The 15,138-nt window shown below is 67.2% G+C and carries 11 protein-coding genes and 1 pseudogene; 6 read left to right on the forward strand and 6 right to left on the reverse strand.

What is annotated here, in order from left to right; genetic code table 11:
* Both LJE61_RS01545 and LJE61_RS01550 read right to left on the reverse strand, forming a co-directional pair.
* A partial coding sequence (locus LJE61_RS01545) for a fructosamine kinase family protein (protein ID WP_296917191.1) occupies positions 1 to 779 on the reverse strand: 779 nt, incomplete at its 3' end.
* Positions 776 to 1,390 (reverse strand): HNH endonuclease, encoded by a 615-nt coding sequence (locus LJE61_RS01550; protein ID WP_296917193.1) that lies wholly within the window; start codon positions 1,388 to 1,390, stop codon positions 776 to 778. The genes LJE61_RS01545 and LJE61_RS01550, both read right to left, overlap by 4 nt.
* Positions 1,391 to 1,843: 453 nt before the next feature.
* Here LJE61_RS01550 and LJE61_RS01555 point away from each other — a divergent pair, with 453 nt between their 5' ends.
* The 3 genes from LJE61_RS01555 to LJE61_RS01565 all read left to right on the forward strand — a co-directional run bounded on the left by LJE61_RS01555 (position 1,844) and on the right by LJE61_RS01565 (position 6,843).
* The gene (locus tag LJE61_RS01555; RefSeq protein WP_296917195.1) at positions 1,844 to 4,111 is read left to right on the forward strand and encodes a primosomal protein N'; all 2,268 of its coding nucleotides are present in this window, start codon (positions 1,844 to 1,846) and stop codon (positions 4,109 to 4,111) included.
* 370 nt (positions 4,112 to 4,481) lie between these two features.
* On the forward strand, positions 4,482 to 6,254 hold the full coding sequence (argS, locus tag LJE61_RS01560) for an arginine--tRNA ligase (protein ID WP_296917198.1): 1,773 nt from the start codon (positions 4,482 to 4,484) through the stop codon (positions 6,252 to 6,254).
* Between the two features lies 1 nt (position 6,255).
* The gene (locus tag LJE61_RS01565; protein WP_296912133.1) at positions 6,256 to 6,843 is read left to right on the forward strand and encodes an SPOR domain-containing protein; all 588 of its coding nucleotides are present in this window, start codon (positions 6,256 to 6,258) and stop codon (positions 6,841 to 6,843) included.
* Positions 6,844 to 6,901: 58 nt separating this feature from the next.
* On the opposite strand, the gene LJE61_RS01570 is transcribed toward LJE61_RS01565, so the two are convergent.
* From LJE61_RS01570 to LJE61_RS01585, 4 genes and pseudogenes are all read right to left on the reverse strand, one after another.
* Positions 6,902 to 8,779 (reverse strand): RyR domain-containing protein, encoded by a 1,878-nt coding sequence (locus tag LJE61_RS01570; RefSeq protein ID WP_296917200.1) that lies wholly within the window; start codon positions 8,777 to 8,779, stop codon positions 6,902 to 6,904.
* Positions 8,780 to 8,806: 27 nt separating this feature from the next.
* The gene (locus LJE61_RS01575) at positions 8,807 to 9,268 is read right to left on the reverse strand and encodes an OsmC family protein (RefSeq protein ID WP_296912138.1); all 462 of its coding nucleotides are present in this window, start codon (positions 9,266 to 9,268) and stop codon (positions 8,807 to 8,809) included.
* An 11-nt stretch (positions 9,269 to 9,279) separates the two neighbouring features.
* Complete coding sequence (locus LJE61_RS01580) at positions 9,280 to 9,816, reverse strand: gamma-glutamylcyclotransferase (RefSeq protein ID WP_367114895.1); 537 nt, start codon at positions 9,814 to 9,816, stop codon at positions 9,280 to 9,282.
* Positions 9,817 to 9,897: 81 nt separating this feature from the next.
* Positions 9,898 to 10,080, reverse strand: a pseudogene (locus LJE61_RS01585) (DJ-1/PfpI family protein); the annotation flags it as partial.
* A 218-nt stretch (positions 10,081 to 10,298) separates the two neighbouring features.
* Between LJE61_RS01585 and LJE61_RS01590 the strand changes: the two are divergent.
* The 3 genes from LJE61_RS01590 to LJE61_RS01600 form a co-directional block, all read left to right on the forward strand.
* Positions 10,299 to 11,411, forward strand: a complete 1,113-nt coding sequence (locus LJE61_RS01590) for a glycosyltransferase (protein ID WP_296912140.1) — start codon at positions 10,299 to 10,301, stop codon at positions 11,409 to 11,411.
* A 165-nt stretch (positions 11,412 to 11,576) separates the two neighbouring features.
* Positions 11,577 to 13,022, forward strand: a complete 1,446-nt coding sequence (locus LJE61_RS01595) for a TrkH family potassium uptake protein (RefSeq protein ID WP_296912142.1) — start codon at positions 11,577 to 11,579, stop codon at positions 13,020 to 13,022.
* 406 nt (positions 13,023 to 13,428) lie between these two features.
* The coding region (locus LJE61_RS01600; protein ID WP_296917202.1) for an MFS transporter at positions 13,429 to 15,138 on the forward strand (1,710 nt) is incomplete at its 3' end.

The raw sequence follows: 15,138 nt of genomic DNA on the forward strand, positions 1-15,138 counted from the left end.
TTGTAGAGGGTCTTGCGCGTCGCATAATCGGGCGGGAGCGGCCATTCCTCGCGATAGGCGGCATAGAAGTCGCTGCCGAACCCGCCGAAGAGCTCCGTCATGGCGAGGTCCGCCTCCCGGTCGCCGAAATAGACCGCAGGATCGAAGATGACCGGCTCACCCTCGCGGGTTGCGCCGATGTTCCCGCCCCAGAGGTCGCCGTGAAGGAGCGAGGCCGCCGGGCGGTGGCCGATCAGGTCCCCGAGCCCGATCAGCAACCGATCGCCGGGTCCGCGCAGCTCCCGAGCGAAACCGTTCCGGGCGGCCAACTCGAGCTGGAAACCGAGTCGGTGCTCGCGCCAGAAGTCCACCCAGCCGTTCATCCAGCCATTGCGTTGAGGGGTGGAGCCGATGGTGTTGTCGCGATGCCACCCATAGCCCGGTGCGGTCCGGCGATGCAGCCGAGCGAGTCCGCGCCCGGCCCGCGCGGCGTCGAGGCGGCCGCCGAGGTCGATGTATTCGAGTACCAGATAGCTGTCGCCACCCGCGATGCCGGCGCAGATCGGCCGGGGCACGCGCAGGGTGCGGGCCTCCCCGAGAGCCGCGAGACCCTCCGCTTCCGCCTCGAGCATCGACAGCCGCCCGGCGCTGTTGAGCTTGACGAAATAAGACCCGGTGGCATCGTCGATGACGGCCGCGCGATTGATGCAGCCCCCTCCGACCGAACGCTGACGCCGAGCTTGGAAAGGTCGACCAGTCGCGACACCGATGTGGCGCTCGATCGCCTTCCAATCGCTCACATTCGATTCCTCCCAGCGCTCCGCACGATTCGCCGATGCAGGGGGCTGGAGCGCGGGAAGTGTGCACGCAGGAATTCCATCTGATCGGCGAGGACATGGCGTCCCATCAGGTAGATGTACTCGGCGTGAGTGGGCGTGAAGGGGACGGCGAGCAGCTCCATCCCGGCGTCTTCGGGTGTCCGTCCTGCCTTGCAGTTGTTGCAGCGCACGCAGGCCGTGACGACGTTGTTCCAGAGATCCCGACCGCCCCGACTGGTGGGACGGACATGATCGCGCGACAGATGGCGTGCGGAGAAACGACTCCCGCAATACATGCACATGTGGTCGTCGCGTTGAAACAGGGTGCGGTTTGAGAGCGGCGGGGCATAATCACCCTGAAGCTTGCTGAGGGTGTGATGCGTGCCGTAGGTCGCGATGATGGAATGAATCTCCAGGCGACTCTGCCGGCGGGTGGCCGCGTTGATGCCGCCGCGGAGCTCGAACAGCGGATCGCCGCAGGCATAGGCGACTTGCCCGAGGAAGTAGAGCCGGGCGGCGACCCGGTAGTCGACCCATTCCATCGGCATGCCTGCCAAATCCGTTCGCAGTACCTGTTGGTTGAGTGACAACATAGCGGCATACGGCTCGGAATTTGCGTGCATCATACACAGCTGGCGTGCCCGCGCAAGACGGCTTCCGGGCCGTTTCTCGACCGGGCAAGCGGGCATCTCCCGAAGATCCCTGTCGCCCGAGCCGTGGATCATTCACAGTCGTCTCCGGATCCTCCCGGAGCTCGAGGGCCTGCCCCAGGTGGCTCTGACCGGCGTTTGAGTATCACTCTAAGATTTTGAAGAAAATAACATTCCGAGATTGATCAAAAAATAGCCAGACCAGCGAAACCTTAACAGGGACGCAGCCTCGCGCCGCCTTTCCAGAGGCAGTCCCCAGGTTTATCCACAGAGGATGTGGGCCGTTGTGGATTCAGGCTGCTCGGCCGATGCTTGCGGTGCATTCAGAGTCCAGTTAGGAGGTGTGCGGGCTAACCCTGAATCGAGCTCGTCCAACGGGGATCTTCGTCCGAGACCGTGCAACAGAATCCGTGTGAAATCTGCGGCCCCATCCTGCGAGTCGCCATCGCCGCGCCGTTGACGGAGGTCTTCGATTACCTGCCTCCCCGGCGCCCGGACGAGTCAGGTCCGGCGGCGTCTGGTGAGGCGGCCTCGAAGCTGATGCCTGGACAGCGTGTCCTGGTGCCCTTCGGCAAAGGGCAGCGCGTCGGCATCCTCATCGAGCTTGCAGCGACGTCCGACCAGGACTTCGCGCGCCTGAAGCCGATTGGGCGCCTGCTCGACCCGCACCCGGTGCTTGGCCCGGATGAGCTGACCCTGATCCGCTGGGCGGCGGACTACTACCGCCAGCCGATCGGCGAGGCGCTGTTCAGCGCCCTTCCCGCGCGTCTGCGCCGCCCGAATCCGCTCAAGCTGGATTGCGTTGCCGGGGTCTCGGCGACGCTGGCCGGCCGTGCCCTCGACCTCCAAGAGCTGCGCCGAGCACCGAAACAGCGGGACCTCCTGGCCGCGGTCCGCGCGGCTCCGCAGGGGCTTGCCATCGCGGACCTCTCCGCGCGGTTCGGGGGTGCCGCCGCCGCGGTGCGCAACCTCTGTGCCCGCGGCTTGCTGGAGACCACCCGTCTGATCCCCGGCGGGTGCCGGCCGGAGCGGGTCGCCGCCGGGGCGACCCCGGGCCCCGAGCTCAATGCAGATCAGGCCGCGGCTGTGCGAGAGGTCAAGCGTGCACTCGGTGTCTTCCGCCCGTTTCTGCTCGAGGGCGTCACGGGCAGCGGGAAGACAGAGGTCTACATCCGCCTGATCGAGGCCGTCACCGCCTCGGGGAAGCAGACGCTGTTGATCGTGCCCGAGATTGCTCTGACCCCGCAGCTGCGCGAGCGTCTGGTCGGTCGTCTTCCCGACCCGCCCGTGGTGCTGCACTCGGCGCTCGGCGGCGCGGAGCGCGAGCGGGCTTGGCACACGGCGGCCGCAGGACGGGCGACCGTGGTGCTCGGAACCCGCTCCGCGGTGTTCGTGCCGATGCCGCGACTCGGGCTGGTGCTGGTCGATGAGGAGCACGACCCGTCGCTCAAGCAACAGGAGGGATTTCGGTATTCCGCGCGGGACCTCGCGGTCCGCCGCGCCCAGCTGATCGGTTGCCCGGTGGTCCTGGGCTCGGCGACACCCTCACTCGAGACCTTGAGCAATGCCCAGACCGGCCGCTATGGCTGGCTGCGTCTGCCGCAGCGAGCGGGGAGCGCATGCGCGCCGACGATCTCGCTGCTGGATATTCGTGATCAGCCGCTTCAGGCCGGCCTGTCGGGCGTGCTCCGCGAGGAGATGCGCGCGGAGATCGCAGTCGGTAACCAAGTCCTCTTGTTCCTCAACCGGCGCGGCTATGCTCCCGTGCTGACCTGCCATACCTGCGGATGGGTCGGCAGCTGTCCGCATTGCGATGCCCGGCTGACCCTGCACCTCGGATACCGGAGGCTGTGCTGCCACCACTGCGGTTGGTTTCAGCCGTTGCCGGGCCGGTGTCCCGACTGCCGGGGTCCTGATCTGCGGATGCTGGGACGCGGGACCGAGCGGCTGGACGAGGAGTTGCGCCTCCTGTTTCCAGGGGTCGCCATCGCCCGGGTCGACCGCGATACGACGCGCCGTCGCGGCGAGCTCGCGCGCTTGTTGGACGCGGCTCGATGCGGCGAGGTGCAGATCCTGCTGGGGACCCAGATGCTGGCGAAGGGACACCACTTCCCCCGGGTCACCCTGGTCGGGATCCTGGACCTCGACCAGGCGCTGTACGCGAGCGACTTCCGTGCGCCGGAGCGCGCGGCGCAAATGATCATACAGGTCACGGGCCGGGCCGGACGCGCCGAGCGTCCCGGTCGGGTGGTGCTCCAGACCCGGCACCCCGAGCATCCGCTGCTTCAAAGCCTGTTGCGAGAGGGTTATTCCGGGTTTGCTCGGGCGGCGCTGGCGGAGCGGCGGGCGGCCGAGCTGCCGCCCTTCAGCCACCTCGCCTTGTTGCGGGCGGAGGCGCCTTCGGCTGAGACTCCGATGGAGTTCCTGGGGCGTGCCCGCGAGCTGGCGCAGGGTCTGGGCGAGGCGCAGGTGCAGCTGCTCGGCCCGGTTCCGGCGCCGATGGAGCGACGCGCGGGGCGCCACCGTGCCCAGCTTCTCGTCCAGTCTTCGCAGCGGCCCTGCCTCCAGCGCTTTCTCGCACGCTGGAGTCAGGCGTTGCCTTCGCTGCGCCGGAGCAAGGGACTGCGTTGGTCGTTGGATGTGGATCCGCAGGATCTCTACTGAGCTCGCACAGAACCGACGCGTGTCGCCTCGACGGCGCAATCGCGGTGCCCGGGAGGGGCGCTGCGGACACAGGCTCCGGCGCTGCGGCCGCGAGGCCGGCATCGCCGCGCGGACCCGGGGGGATGCGGTGCCGACGCCGGCGGGTGCTGACCGGCAACCGAACGATGCCCGCCAGCCTGGGATTCGGTTATCCTATCGCGCTGATCCTGCGGTCTTCATGGCGCGAGAGGAGCGGTCCCAGTCGTCCGCCGCGTGCGGTCCGTCAGGGCAGTTGCCGACCGGGGCGGGTCCCGATCAGGATCCCGCCCCGGCTTTCATCGCCAGCGGTCCCCCGTGTTGTCCATTCGCTCGACGTCCGAAAGAAGCGCCCATGAAGCAAGCCATCATCGAGTTGATCCGCGCGGCTCAGAGGAGCCTCGCCGAGCTCCCCGCGAGTGACGCCGCGGAGCTCCGCGAGCCTCAAGTGGAGCGCACGAGGGATCCGTCACGCGGTGATTTCGCGACCAATGTCGCAATGGTGCTGGCCAAGATGGGCGCCATCAAACCGCGGGAGGTCGCCCAGCGATTGGTGGCCGCCCTGCCGCCGTCGCCGCTGATCGCGCGCGTCGAGATCGCGGGGCCGGGCTTCATCAATTTTTTCATTGCCGACGACGCCTATCGCCAACTCGTTCCCGAGATCCTGAATGCCGGACATGGGTTTGGCCGCAGCCGGCTCGGTGCCGGCCGGCGCGTGCAGGTGGAGTTCGTCTCCGCCAATCCGACCGGCCCCTTGCACGTGGGACACGGGCGCGGGGCAGCCTATGGCGCGGTCGTCGCCGACTTGCTCGAGGCCGTCGGCTTCGCTGTGCATCGTGAGTACTATGTCAACGATGCCGGTCGCCAAATGGACATCCTGGCCAGCTCCGTCTGGCTGAGGTATCTGGAGCTGTGCGGCGAGGACATCAGATTCCCCAGCAACGGCTACCGCGGCGATTACGTCTGGGACATCGCCGCAACCCTGCACCGCGAGCATGGCGATGCCTATCGAGCGGATGCCGGCCGGGTGTTCGCCGGTCTACCCCCGGACGCGCTCCCGGGCGGGGAGAACGGCGGCGACAAGGAGGCCCATATCGACGGTGTGATCGCCGCGGCGAAACACCTCTTGGGCGACAATCGCTACCGCTATGTCTTCGAGCTCGGGCTCAACACCATCCTCGACGACATCCGGGAGGACCTCGCCCAGTTCGGCGTCGAGTACGACGAGTGGTATTCGGAGCGCACCCTGTCCGAGAGCGGTGCGGTGATCAAGGCGATCGAACGGCTGCGCGAGGCGGGGTATGTCTACGAGCAGGGCGGGGCGCTGTGGTTCCGCTCGAGCGCCTTCGGCGACGAGAAGGATCGCGTGGTGGTGCGTGAGAACGGGCAGAGCACCTACTTTGCATCGGACATCGCTTATCACATGGACAAACTCGAGCGTGGTTTCGATCGCGTCATCGACATCTGGGGCGCGGATCACCACGGCTACGTCCCGCGTGTCAAGGCCGCGCTCCAGGCGATGGGTGACGACCCCGACCGACTCGAGGTGCTCCTGGTCCAGTTCGCGATCCTCTACCGTGGTGGGGAGAAGGTGCAGATGTCGACCCGATCCGGCGAGTTCGTGACGCTTCGCCAGCTGCGCAAAGAGGTCGGGCGAGACGCCGCGCGGTTCTTCTATGTGATGCGTCGCTGCGAGCAGCATCTGGATTTTGACCTGGACCTCGCGACGTCGGAGTCGTCCGACAACCCCGTCTACTACGTTCAGTACGCGCACGCGCGGGTCAGCAGTGTGCTCAGACAGGCCGCGGACAAGGGGATCCCGGCGGAGACCAGTCCCGGCACCGACAATCTGGAGCGCCTGAACGAACCCCACGAGCAGGCCCTCTTACGCAGCCTGGCCCGGTATCCCGAGGTGATCGAGGCCGCCGCGCTCAAGTCCGAGCCGCATCTGCTGACCCATTACCTGCGTGAGCTGGCGAACGAATTCCATACCTACTACAACGCCCACCAGTTCCTGGTCGCGGATGCGGCCCTGCGAGACGCGCGGATCAAGCTGATCCTGGCGGCGCGTCAAGTGCTGCGCAACGGCTTGGGTCTGCTCGGCGTCTCAGCCCCGGAGGCCATGTGAGATGAGCAAGGATTATCGGCGGGCCGGCCCCTCCCGGCCGGCGCCGCGACGCAAACAGGGACGTTCCTGCCTCTGGTCGTTCATGCTCGGATGCATGCTCGGCGCGTTCGGCGTGAGTCTCTACTGGACGCAAGATTCCAGCGACGAGGCAATCTCCACCGCGGGACTGCCTCCGAAGGCAGAGCGGGCGGCGCCGGCGCCGCCGAGCTTCGAATTCGAGAACCTCCTGCGCGAGACCGAGGTCGACATCGGTCGCGGCCCGCCGGCCCCGCCGCCCGCACCCCGTCCCGAGCCGCCGGCCGCGGCAGAGCAGCTCCCGGCCGAGCCTCCGTCAGTACCGACTTCGCCGAACGGCCGGGGCTTCCTGGTGCAGGTCGGTTCATTCAGGCGGGCGGCCGACGCCGAGCGATTGAAGGCCGAGCTTGCGTTGCTGGGGATCTCCAGTCGCGTGCAGACCGCGAGGGTCGCGAGTGGTGAGACCTATCATCGGGTGCGAGCGGGCCCTTATGCCGACCGAGGCGCCGTCGACAAGGTCCGCAACTTGCTGAAAAAAAATGGAAAGGAAAGCATGGTCGTCCCCATCAAGTGAGGTGCCGTTGGCCCGGGCAAGCGATGCTGGAGTACGGCTCGCACCGTGGCGAGGGCGCTCAATACTCGAAGCTCCACTCGAGTCGCTCGCGGGCGGCATCCAGTCTGACTGCCTTGATCTCGGGCCGTGCCGGCATCGACCTGCCTAGGATCAAAGTGATTCGCGCACGTTCACTAAACCAGGTCGCCAGCTCCTCGTCGCCCTGGAGGCTGATCCGCCGCTCAGCTCGCGCAGCCAGCATCAGGAAATCGCGCCGGGCGTCCCGATCAGTCAGCTCGGTGAGGGTCTTGTTGATCGGTTGCGGCAGGAGCAGGAACAGGCCCACGCCAGGATGCTGGTCCATCGCCGCCCGCACCAGACCACGCGACTGTCGGTCGGTCAGCGTGGAGGCGAGGATGAGCACGCGATCCGGGTAGCGCGAGCGCAGTCGATCGAGGACCTGCTTGATCAGGCGCCGCAGCGGCGGACCGCACGCACAGTCAGAGCTGGGCCGGGGAATGCCCAGGATCAGGAGCCGCACGATCCCGAGACCCTGGCGTGCCAGCAAGGCCGGTAACCCGCGGACCGCGAAGCGGTCCAGGTCTTTCATCGGCTCCGAGAGCTCGGCGTAGGACACCAGCTGAGGGTGATGCTTACGCTGATTATCGCGTACGGCGGCATAGCTCCATCCGTCGAGGTAGCGGTCCGCGGCCCAGCGTTGGTGCTCGATCACGGCAAGCTGCTCCACCTCCGACGGCGTCAAGGCGAAGGACTCAACCATCTCCTCCGGCACTGCCCGGCAGTCGGCCACCGCGAGCTTGGCCCAGACATGATCGGCCTGATGGCGGTTGGCTTGGCGATACGAGGTGGCGAGGCGTTTCCAGGGACGGGCGGCGGGCTCGGCATCTGGGTCACGCCCTTGGGCGGCAATACTATCGCGATAGTGGTCGTGGATGGTCCGCGCGACCTCATCGCCGCGCCCCTCCAGGAGCACCGCAGCGCGGGAGGCATCGCGGAGATAGGAGAAAGGCACGGTCTGCCCGTCCCAGTCCTCGACCTGCCCGTCGGGGTTCCGGTCCCCGATCTCCAGGAGAATCGGCGGCGAGACACCCTGCATTGCGGCGAGGTCGCGGGCAAGACGCCGCGCGACCTCGAGACCGAGCCCCGGCGGATCCTGGAGGCAGACGACGACGAGCGTGACGGGCGTCTCGCGCGACCAGGCGACGGTGCGGATCTCCGCTGGCGGCGTTGCGGGTGCCTTCGTCCGGTCCCTGCCAAGCGTTGCCTCGACCTGTCCCGATGCCGACTCGACGGTGTCGACATCGGCGGGTTGCCCGCGATCGGCTCGCAGTGCCCTGAGGGGCGCAAAGCGGATGTCTGCGACCTTGGTCGCCTGCGGGTGGCGGCTCAGGAACGCCCCGGCGATCTCGCGGCTGCGGTCACAGAGGACCGTAATGCGCGGCTGCGCATTGCCGTAATGGATGAGCCGCAGGGCCTGCACCAGGATCGCCTGCGCGGGTTCCGCGAATCCGGCCATCAGCAGGTGGGGCCCCTGCCGGAAAGGCGGATCCATGCCCAGGTGCAGCGGGCGACGCATGAGCAGGTCGCGGGCGGCTCGGTCCTGGATGGCAAAGGTTTCCAGTCGCAGCGGTCCGTCGGGATCCGGCGCGGGCAGCGGTGGGGGCGGGTCCTGGCGATGCATCAGGATCAGCCGCTGTCCTGCCCGTTCCCCTTTGCGCCGGCCCTGCTTGGCGCGGGCGAGGATGTCCACGACCAACTCCGATGGATCGGGGGGGTCGGCCAAGATCAGCGTGCGGACACCCCCGAGATCGATTGTCGCGAGTTGCTCGCGCCCGACCCGAACGACCCTGCGCCGATCGGCGCGCAGCCCATCGACGACATGGCCCGCGACCGGGTCGGACCCGCAGACGACGATGGGTGGTCGACCCAGGCGCATCGCATCCCTTCTCAGCGCAAGGCCGTGTCACTCCGACGCGTGCAGGATCACGCCCTGCTCGTCGGTGAGCGTCACCCGCATCGGAATCCCCTGCCGGATGCTAGCCGAAACCACGCAGAAGTCCTCGAAGAGGTCCTTGCAACGAGCGAATCGAGCCGACTGGGTCACGACCTCGCCGAGGATCAGGGTGATCTCGAGCCGGCCGATGCGCAGTCGCTTCTTGTCGTTTCGCACCATCACGCAGGTGGCCTCGGCGCGCAGACAGCTCGCGGGAGGGTCCTCTTTGAAGACGCAGTAGAGGAGGCTCGCGCCCAGACAGTTTGCCGCGGCGGCGGCCAGCAGCCGCGAGGCGTTCGGACCCGCTTGCTCACCCAGGGGCGGGGGCTCGTCCATGACCAGGTCTGCGGCTCGCTTCCAGTCGAAGGCGACATTGATCTGGAAGCCCTCCTGCTGCTCGAGATGAATCGTGAACCGGCCCTCTTCGGACATGCGCGTCACTCCTATGCAACAGCTTCTCGACAACTTGCCCGGTGCCCGGGCGGCGTAGCGATCTCCCCCGGACCAGGGTCGGTCAGGAGCCGGGCGCGCGCGCCGGCTGCAGCCGAGGCGCCAATCCGACGTCTGCGCCGTGTCTTGGGATCCCGAGCGCGGCGCACGCCGGCGGCACGCAAGGAATCCGGATCGGCGGCGAAGCGTCGCCAATCGCCCCCGGGGATGAGCTCACGGTCGCGCACGGACCCGCGGTAGAGATAGATCCAGGCGCGCCCGTACGGCGACCGCAGCCAATGCCGATCATAGAGTCGCGGGTAGTCTTCGAGTCGGTCGAGGCGGCGCAGCCCGGCGCCATCGACGCTGAAGACCTCACCGACGATGGCGGTGCGGCCGCCGCGCACCGCCCCCGGATAGGCGCCGAGCAGATACAGCGCGAAGCAGGGCGCGGTCCGATGGGGACCGAGATACTCGGCCCCTCCAATGAGATGATGGTTGGCCTCTCCGCGCAGCAGGGTGCCATAGACGAAGACCGCGTGCCGCATCATGACTCGATGCGAGTGCCGAGCACTTCGAGAAACCTGTGCATCCAGTCGGGGCGGGCCGGCCAGGGCCGTGACCAGGCTGCCGTCGCTGGAGGTCTGGTCGCCCTCGAAGTCGTGGATCGCGGTGCGCACCGAGTCGTCCGGCAGCTTGTCGGGGCAGATCGTATGGACCCGATGGCCCACCATCTGCAGGAGCTGCAGCGGCACCATCGCCTCGTAATCCTCGACATAGTCGCCGACCAGCATCAGGGTTTTTTTGACCGCCATGATTCTGCCCTCTGCGGATTCAACAGCCGCGCAGGCGTCAGACTATAACACCTGGTCCAGCTGACGATCTGCCCGGCCCGCGCTCCCCGTCATCGCCGCCCGGGCCGTTGGCCGGATCGAGCGGAGCCTGCCGATCTTTCCCTCCACGCCGCCCAGGTCGTAGCATGGGCAGGGTGCAGCGTGCCTCCTCACCTTCCGTCCCCGCACCGAGACATCCGATGCCCGATCGCCAGGCCCCGGTCGCCGTCTTCGCCTCCTTTTCCGGTCCCGGCGGGGTGGAGCGTATGGTCGTCAACTTGATTCGCGGCTTCGTGGATCTGGGGCAGCCGGTCGACCTGATCCTGATGCGTGCATCCGGGCCCCACCTCAGCCGGATTCCGCCGCAGGTCAACCAGATCCGACTCGGGACCTCGCACAGCCTGCTCGCCATTCCCGCGCTGGCCCGCTACCTCAGGCACCGCCGGCCAGTGGCCCTGCTTGCGGCAAAGGATCGGGCCGGGCGCGCGGCAGTCCTGGCGTGTGCGCTCGCGCGCACCGAGACCCCGCTGGTGGTCCGTCTGGGGACCCATCTGTCGGCGGCGATGGCGGGTAAGACGGCGCTCGAGCGCTGGCTGCGCTTCACCCCCATGCGGCTGCTCTACCCGCGGATCGACCGCATTGTGGCCGTCTCCCGGGGGGTGGCCGAGGATATTGCCTGCATCGCCCGGGTCGAGCCCGTGCGGATCAGCGTCATCCGCAACCCGGTCATCACCCCCGAGCTGGACGTCCAGGCGGCAAAGCCGTGTGTCCATCCCTGGTTTCGGCCTGGCGAGCCCCCGGTCATCCTGGGCGCTGGACGCCTGCAGCTGCAGAAGGACTTCGCCACGCTCATACGGGCCTTCGCGCGCTTGCCTAGCCGCCTTGGCTGCCGGCTGGTGATCCTCGGCGAAGGCGGCGGCCGTCCCAAGCTCGAGGCCTTGATCGCCGCGCTCGGCGTGAGCGACCGGGTCACACTCCCCGGCTTTCAGGACAACCCCTATGCCTATCTCGCCCGTGCCCGTCTGTTCGTGCTGTCTTCGGCCTGGGAGGGATCGCCCAATGTCCTGACCGAGGCCATGGCGCTCGGGATCCCAGTCGTCTCGACCGATTGTCCGAGCGGTCCGTCCGAGCTCCTGGACGGTGGGACCTTCGGCCCGCTGGTGCCCGTCGGGGACGCTGCCGCCCTGGCGGCGGCGATGGAGCGGACGCTCGAGCGGGCGCCGCCACCCGACGTCCTCCGCGCGGCCGTGGCCGAGTACGGTCAGGCGCGCAGCGCCAAGCGCTATCTGGAGGTCCTGGGTGTCGTGCATTGAGCCCCCGGGTCCGCCGGCGCCTCGGCGGGTCCGTCTTGCGAGGGCGCGTGGTCGCCTCGTGCCGGCGGGCAAAGGCGTCCGCATGACTTGTCCCGGTCCACGGGCGGCCTGGTCTGTGCGTCGGTCGACCGCCGTTTCCAGTTTTCAGGGTCGTCGGGAGCGACGATGAATCTCTTCCTGCTCGGCCGGATCATCGGCATCTATGCCCTGATTTTCGGCGTCACCCTGCTGAGCCCGATCCTCATCGCCGTCTGGTATCGAGAGCCGGAGATCCTCCACTTCCTGTGGCCGATGGCGGGATCGATCGGCTTCGGTGCCTTGTTGTGGCTGATCGGCCGGCGCCGGACGCACGAGCTGAGCGTCGGCGACGGCTATCTGATCGTGACCCTCTTCTGGATCCTCCTTAGCCTGTTGGGTGCCTGGCCGCTGATGCGCGGGTTCGGTCTGTCGCCGGTCGAGGCCCTGTTCGAGTCGGCTTCGGGCATCACCACCACGGGCGCGACCGTGATTACCGATCTCGACACCATGCCTCGCTCGCTCCTGCTCTATCGACAGCAGCTGCAATGGTTCGGCGGGATGGGGCTGATCGTGCTGGGGGTCGCGGTCATGCCGATGCTGGGCATCGGCGGGATGCAGCTCTATCGTGCGGAGACACCCGGTCCGCTCAAGGAGGAGAAGCTGACCCCGCGCCTCACCGAGACCGCACGGGCACTCTGGCTGATCTACTTTTCGCTCACACTGGCCTGCGCCGGCGGGTACTGGTTGGCGGGAATGGGTCCCTTCGACGCCGTTGCCCACAGCCTGACGACCGTCTCCACCGGCGGTTTCTCCACGCATGACGCAAGCATCGGCTATTTCGGGAGCTCCGCCGTCGAGGCGGTGGCCGTGGTCTTCATGCTGCTCGCCGCGATCAACTTCGGGGTCCATTACCTGGCCTGGCTCCATCTCAATCCCTTGCATTATCTGCGTGATGTCGAGGCGAGGGCCTTTCTGGGACTGGTCGGGGCGGCAGTCCTGACGGTCAGCCTCATCCTGTATCTGCAGGGTGCCTACGACCAGGCGCACTCAAGTATTCGCAACGCCGCGTTCGTGGTGGTCTCGATCGTCACCAGCACCGGCTTTGGGACGGTCGACTTCGCACACTGGCCGGATTTCCTCCCGGTTCTGCTGATCTACATCAGCTTCGTGGGCGGGTGCGGCGGCTCGACGGCCGGTGGCATGAAGGTGTTGCGGGTTCTCTTGATGGTCAAGCAGGGTGCCCAGGAGGTGCGCCAGCTGATCCATCCGCATGCCATCCTGCCGCTGCGGCTCGGCCAGCGCGTCGTCGACCCGCGGCTGGCGCGCTCCGTTTGGGGCTTCTTTGCGCTCTATACCTTCGCCGTCGCCATCCTGACGCTGCTGATGATCCACGCCGGACTCGCGCCCCTCGACGCCTTCAGCGCCGTGGCCACCTGTTTGAACAATCTCGGTCCGGGGCTCGGCGAGGTCGCGTACAACTTCCAGTCCGTCAGCGACTTCGGAAAGTTGCTCGCCGTGAGCGCCATGTTGTTGGGACGCCTTGAGATCCTGACCATCTTGGTGATTCTGTCACCGGCGTTCTGGCGCCGTTGAGGTCGCGCGCGCATCGCCCGCGGGGTTACTCCTGCGGGTGCCGATCAAGCGCCATCCCTGACCAACCCCGGCGCCGCTTCTCCTGCCCGTCAGGCGGCGCCGAATCCGTCGGCGACTCCTGATCGCGCGGCGTGCTGAACCCCCCGTCGTTGGGGCGCCGCTCGAGGCCGGCGCGCGCGGACGCGCCGGTGCTTGCCCAGCCTCGATCGGGTCAGGCATGCTTGGGACTGATCAACAAGGGTCGCTCGGTGGGATCTGCATGTGGCCCAGGGAGATGTGGTGAGACGGCACTCAAGACGGCAACTTGTTGTTCTGTCAGCGATGGCTGGCGCACTGGCCGCGCCGCTTCCCGCGGTCGACGAATGGCGCAACCACGACAACCGCGGTCATCGCAAGGGGCGAGTCCATGGGTCAACTCTTTCGCATCGCCGGCTTCGCTGCCTACGTCAGCATGATCTTCCTCAACGCCTTTGTGGATTTGGGGCACAAGATCATCATCCAGAACACCCTCTTCAAGACCTATGACGGCGATCTCCAGATCCTGCTGACCGCCGTCGTCAATGCCCTGATCCTGCTGCCGTTCGTTCTTCTGTTCACCCCCTCGGGGTTCCTTGCCGACCGCTTCCCCAAGCATCGCGTCATGCGGGCGAGCGCCTGGGCAGCCGTGGCCTTAACCCTTCTGATTACGCTTTTCTATCACCTGGCGTGGTTCTGGCCGGCGTTCGCCATGACCTTCCTGCTCGCGGTTCAAAGTGCCTTCTACTCGCCGGCCAAATACGGGTACCTCAAGGAACTGGTGGGCAAGGAGTCTCTGGCGGCGGCCAACGGCTGGGTCCAAGCGACGACCACCACGGCGATCCTGGCCGGGATCTTCTTCTTCTCGGTCTTGTTCGAGGGGCGCCTTGCCGGCCAGAGCGCTGCCAGCCCGGATCGGGTGATGGGGCTGATGGCGCCCCTCGGCTGGGTGCTGGTGCTGGGTGCCCTGATCGAGGTGACCCTGGCCTACCGGCTGCCCCAGACAGGTCCCGGTGCCACAATGCGGTTTGCCTGGCCGGACTACGCGAGCGCGCGGTATCTGCGCCACAACCTGCGCGCGGCCTGGGACAACCGGGTGATCTGGCTCTCGATCGTAGGGCTCGCGATCTTCTGGTCGATCGCCCAGGTCATCCTGGCCGCCTTCCCTGCCTTCGCAAAGGAGACCCTCGGAGAGACCAACACGGTTGTGATCCAGGGCATGCTGGCCTGCTCCGGCATCGGCATCATCGTCGGGTCGGTCATCGCCGGTCGGATCTCGCGCAGCCACATCGAGACTGGCCTGATCCCGGTTGGAGCGCTCGGCGTCGCCGCGGCCCTGTTTCTCCTGCCGGGGCTGGGATCTGCCTGGGCGCACGGGCTGAACTTCCTGCTGCTCGGGTTCCTCGGCGGCCTGTTCTTGGTGCCGCTCAATGCCCTGATCCAGTTCAACGCGGGCGAGCAGGGCCTCGGCCGCGTGCTCGCCGCAAACAACTTCATCCAGAACGTCGTGATGCTGGCCTTCCTCGGCCTGACGGTGCTCGCGGCCCATCTCGCGATCGGTGGTCTGGCGGTGATGCTCGCGCTGGCCGTGGTGGCGCTGGGCGGCGCCATCTACACGCTCTATCAGCTGCCCCAGTCGCTGGTGCGCTTCCTGATCGCACGCCTCATGGCGACCCACTACCGCCTGGATGTGATCGGGTTGAACAACATGCCGGCCCAGGGCGGCGTGCTGATGCTCGGTAACCATATCAGCTGGATCGATTGGGCGATGGTCCAGATGGCCAGCCCGCGTCCGGTGCGCTTCGTCATGGAACGGGTGATTTACGAGCGCTGGTACCTGCGCTGGTTCCTCGACTTCTTCGGCGTGGTCCCCATCTCGGGTGCGCGCAGCCGCGAGGCGATCGACACCGTCTCGCGTTTGCTCGATGCCGGCGAGGTGGTCTGTATCTTCCCCGAGGGGACCATCAGCAAGAACGGACAGCTCTCGGAGTTCAAGCGCGGCTTCGAGCGATCCGCCCGGGCGGCGACGAACGGCGTGATCCTGCCCTTCTATCTGCGCGGTCTCTGGGGGAGCCGCTTTTCCTACGCCAGCGAGAAGCTC

This window comes from Thiocapsa sp., from assembly GCF_022340925.1.
Lineage (GTDB): Bacteria > Pseudomonadota > Gammaproteobacteria > Chromatiales > Chromatiaceae > Thiocapsa.

Coding starts and splice junctions, on each gene's coding strand:
- LJE61_RS01565 (WP_296912133.1), top strand. CDS start 6,256: ATGAGCAAGGATTATCGGCGGGCCGGCCCCTCCCGGCCGGCGCCGCGA.
- LJE61_RS01570 (WP_296917200.1), bottom strand. CDS start 8,779: ATGCGCCTGGGTCGACCACCCATCGTCGTCTGCGGGTCCGACCCGGTC.
- LJE61_RS01580 (WP_367114895.1), bottom strand. CDS start 9,816: ATGATGCGGCACGCGGTCTTCGTCTATGGCACCCTGCTGCGCGGAGAG.
- LJE61_RS01590 (WP_296912140.1), top strand. CDS start 10,299: ATGCCCGATCGCCAGGCCCCGGTCGCCGTCTTCGCCTCCTTTTCCGGT.
- LJE61_RS01595 (WP_296912142.1), top strand. CDS start 11,577: ATGAATCTCTTCCTGCTCGGCCGGATCATCGGCATCTATGCCCTGATT.
- LJE61_RS01550 (WP_296917193.1), bottom strand. CDS start 1,390: ATGTTGTCACTCAACCAACAGGTACTGCGAACGGATTTGGCAGGCATG.
- argS (WP_296917198.1), top strand. CDS start 4,482: ATGAAGCAAGCCATCATCGAGTTGATCCGCGCGGCTCAGAGGAGCCTC.
- LJE61_RS01575 (WP_296912138.1), bottom strand. CDS start 9,268: ATGTCCGAAGAGGGCCGGTTCACGATTCATCTCGAGCAGCAGGAGGGC.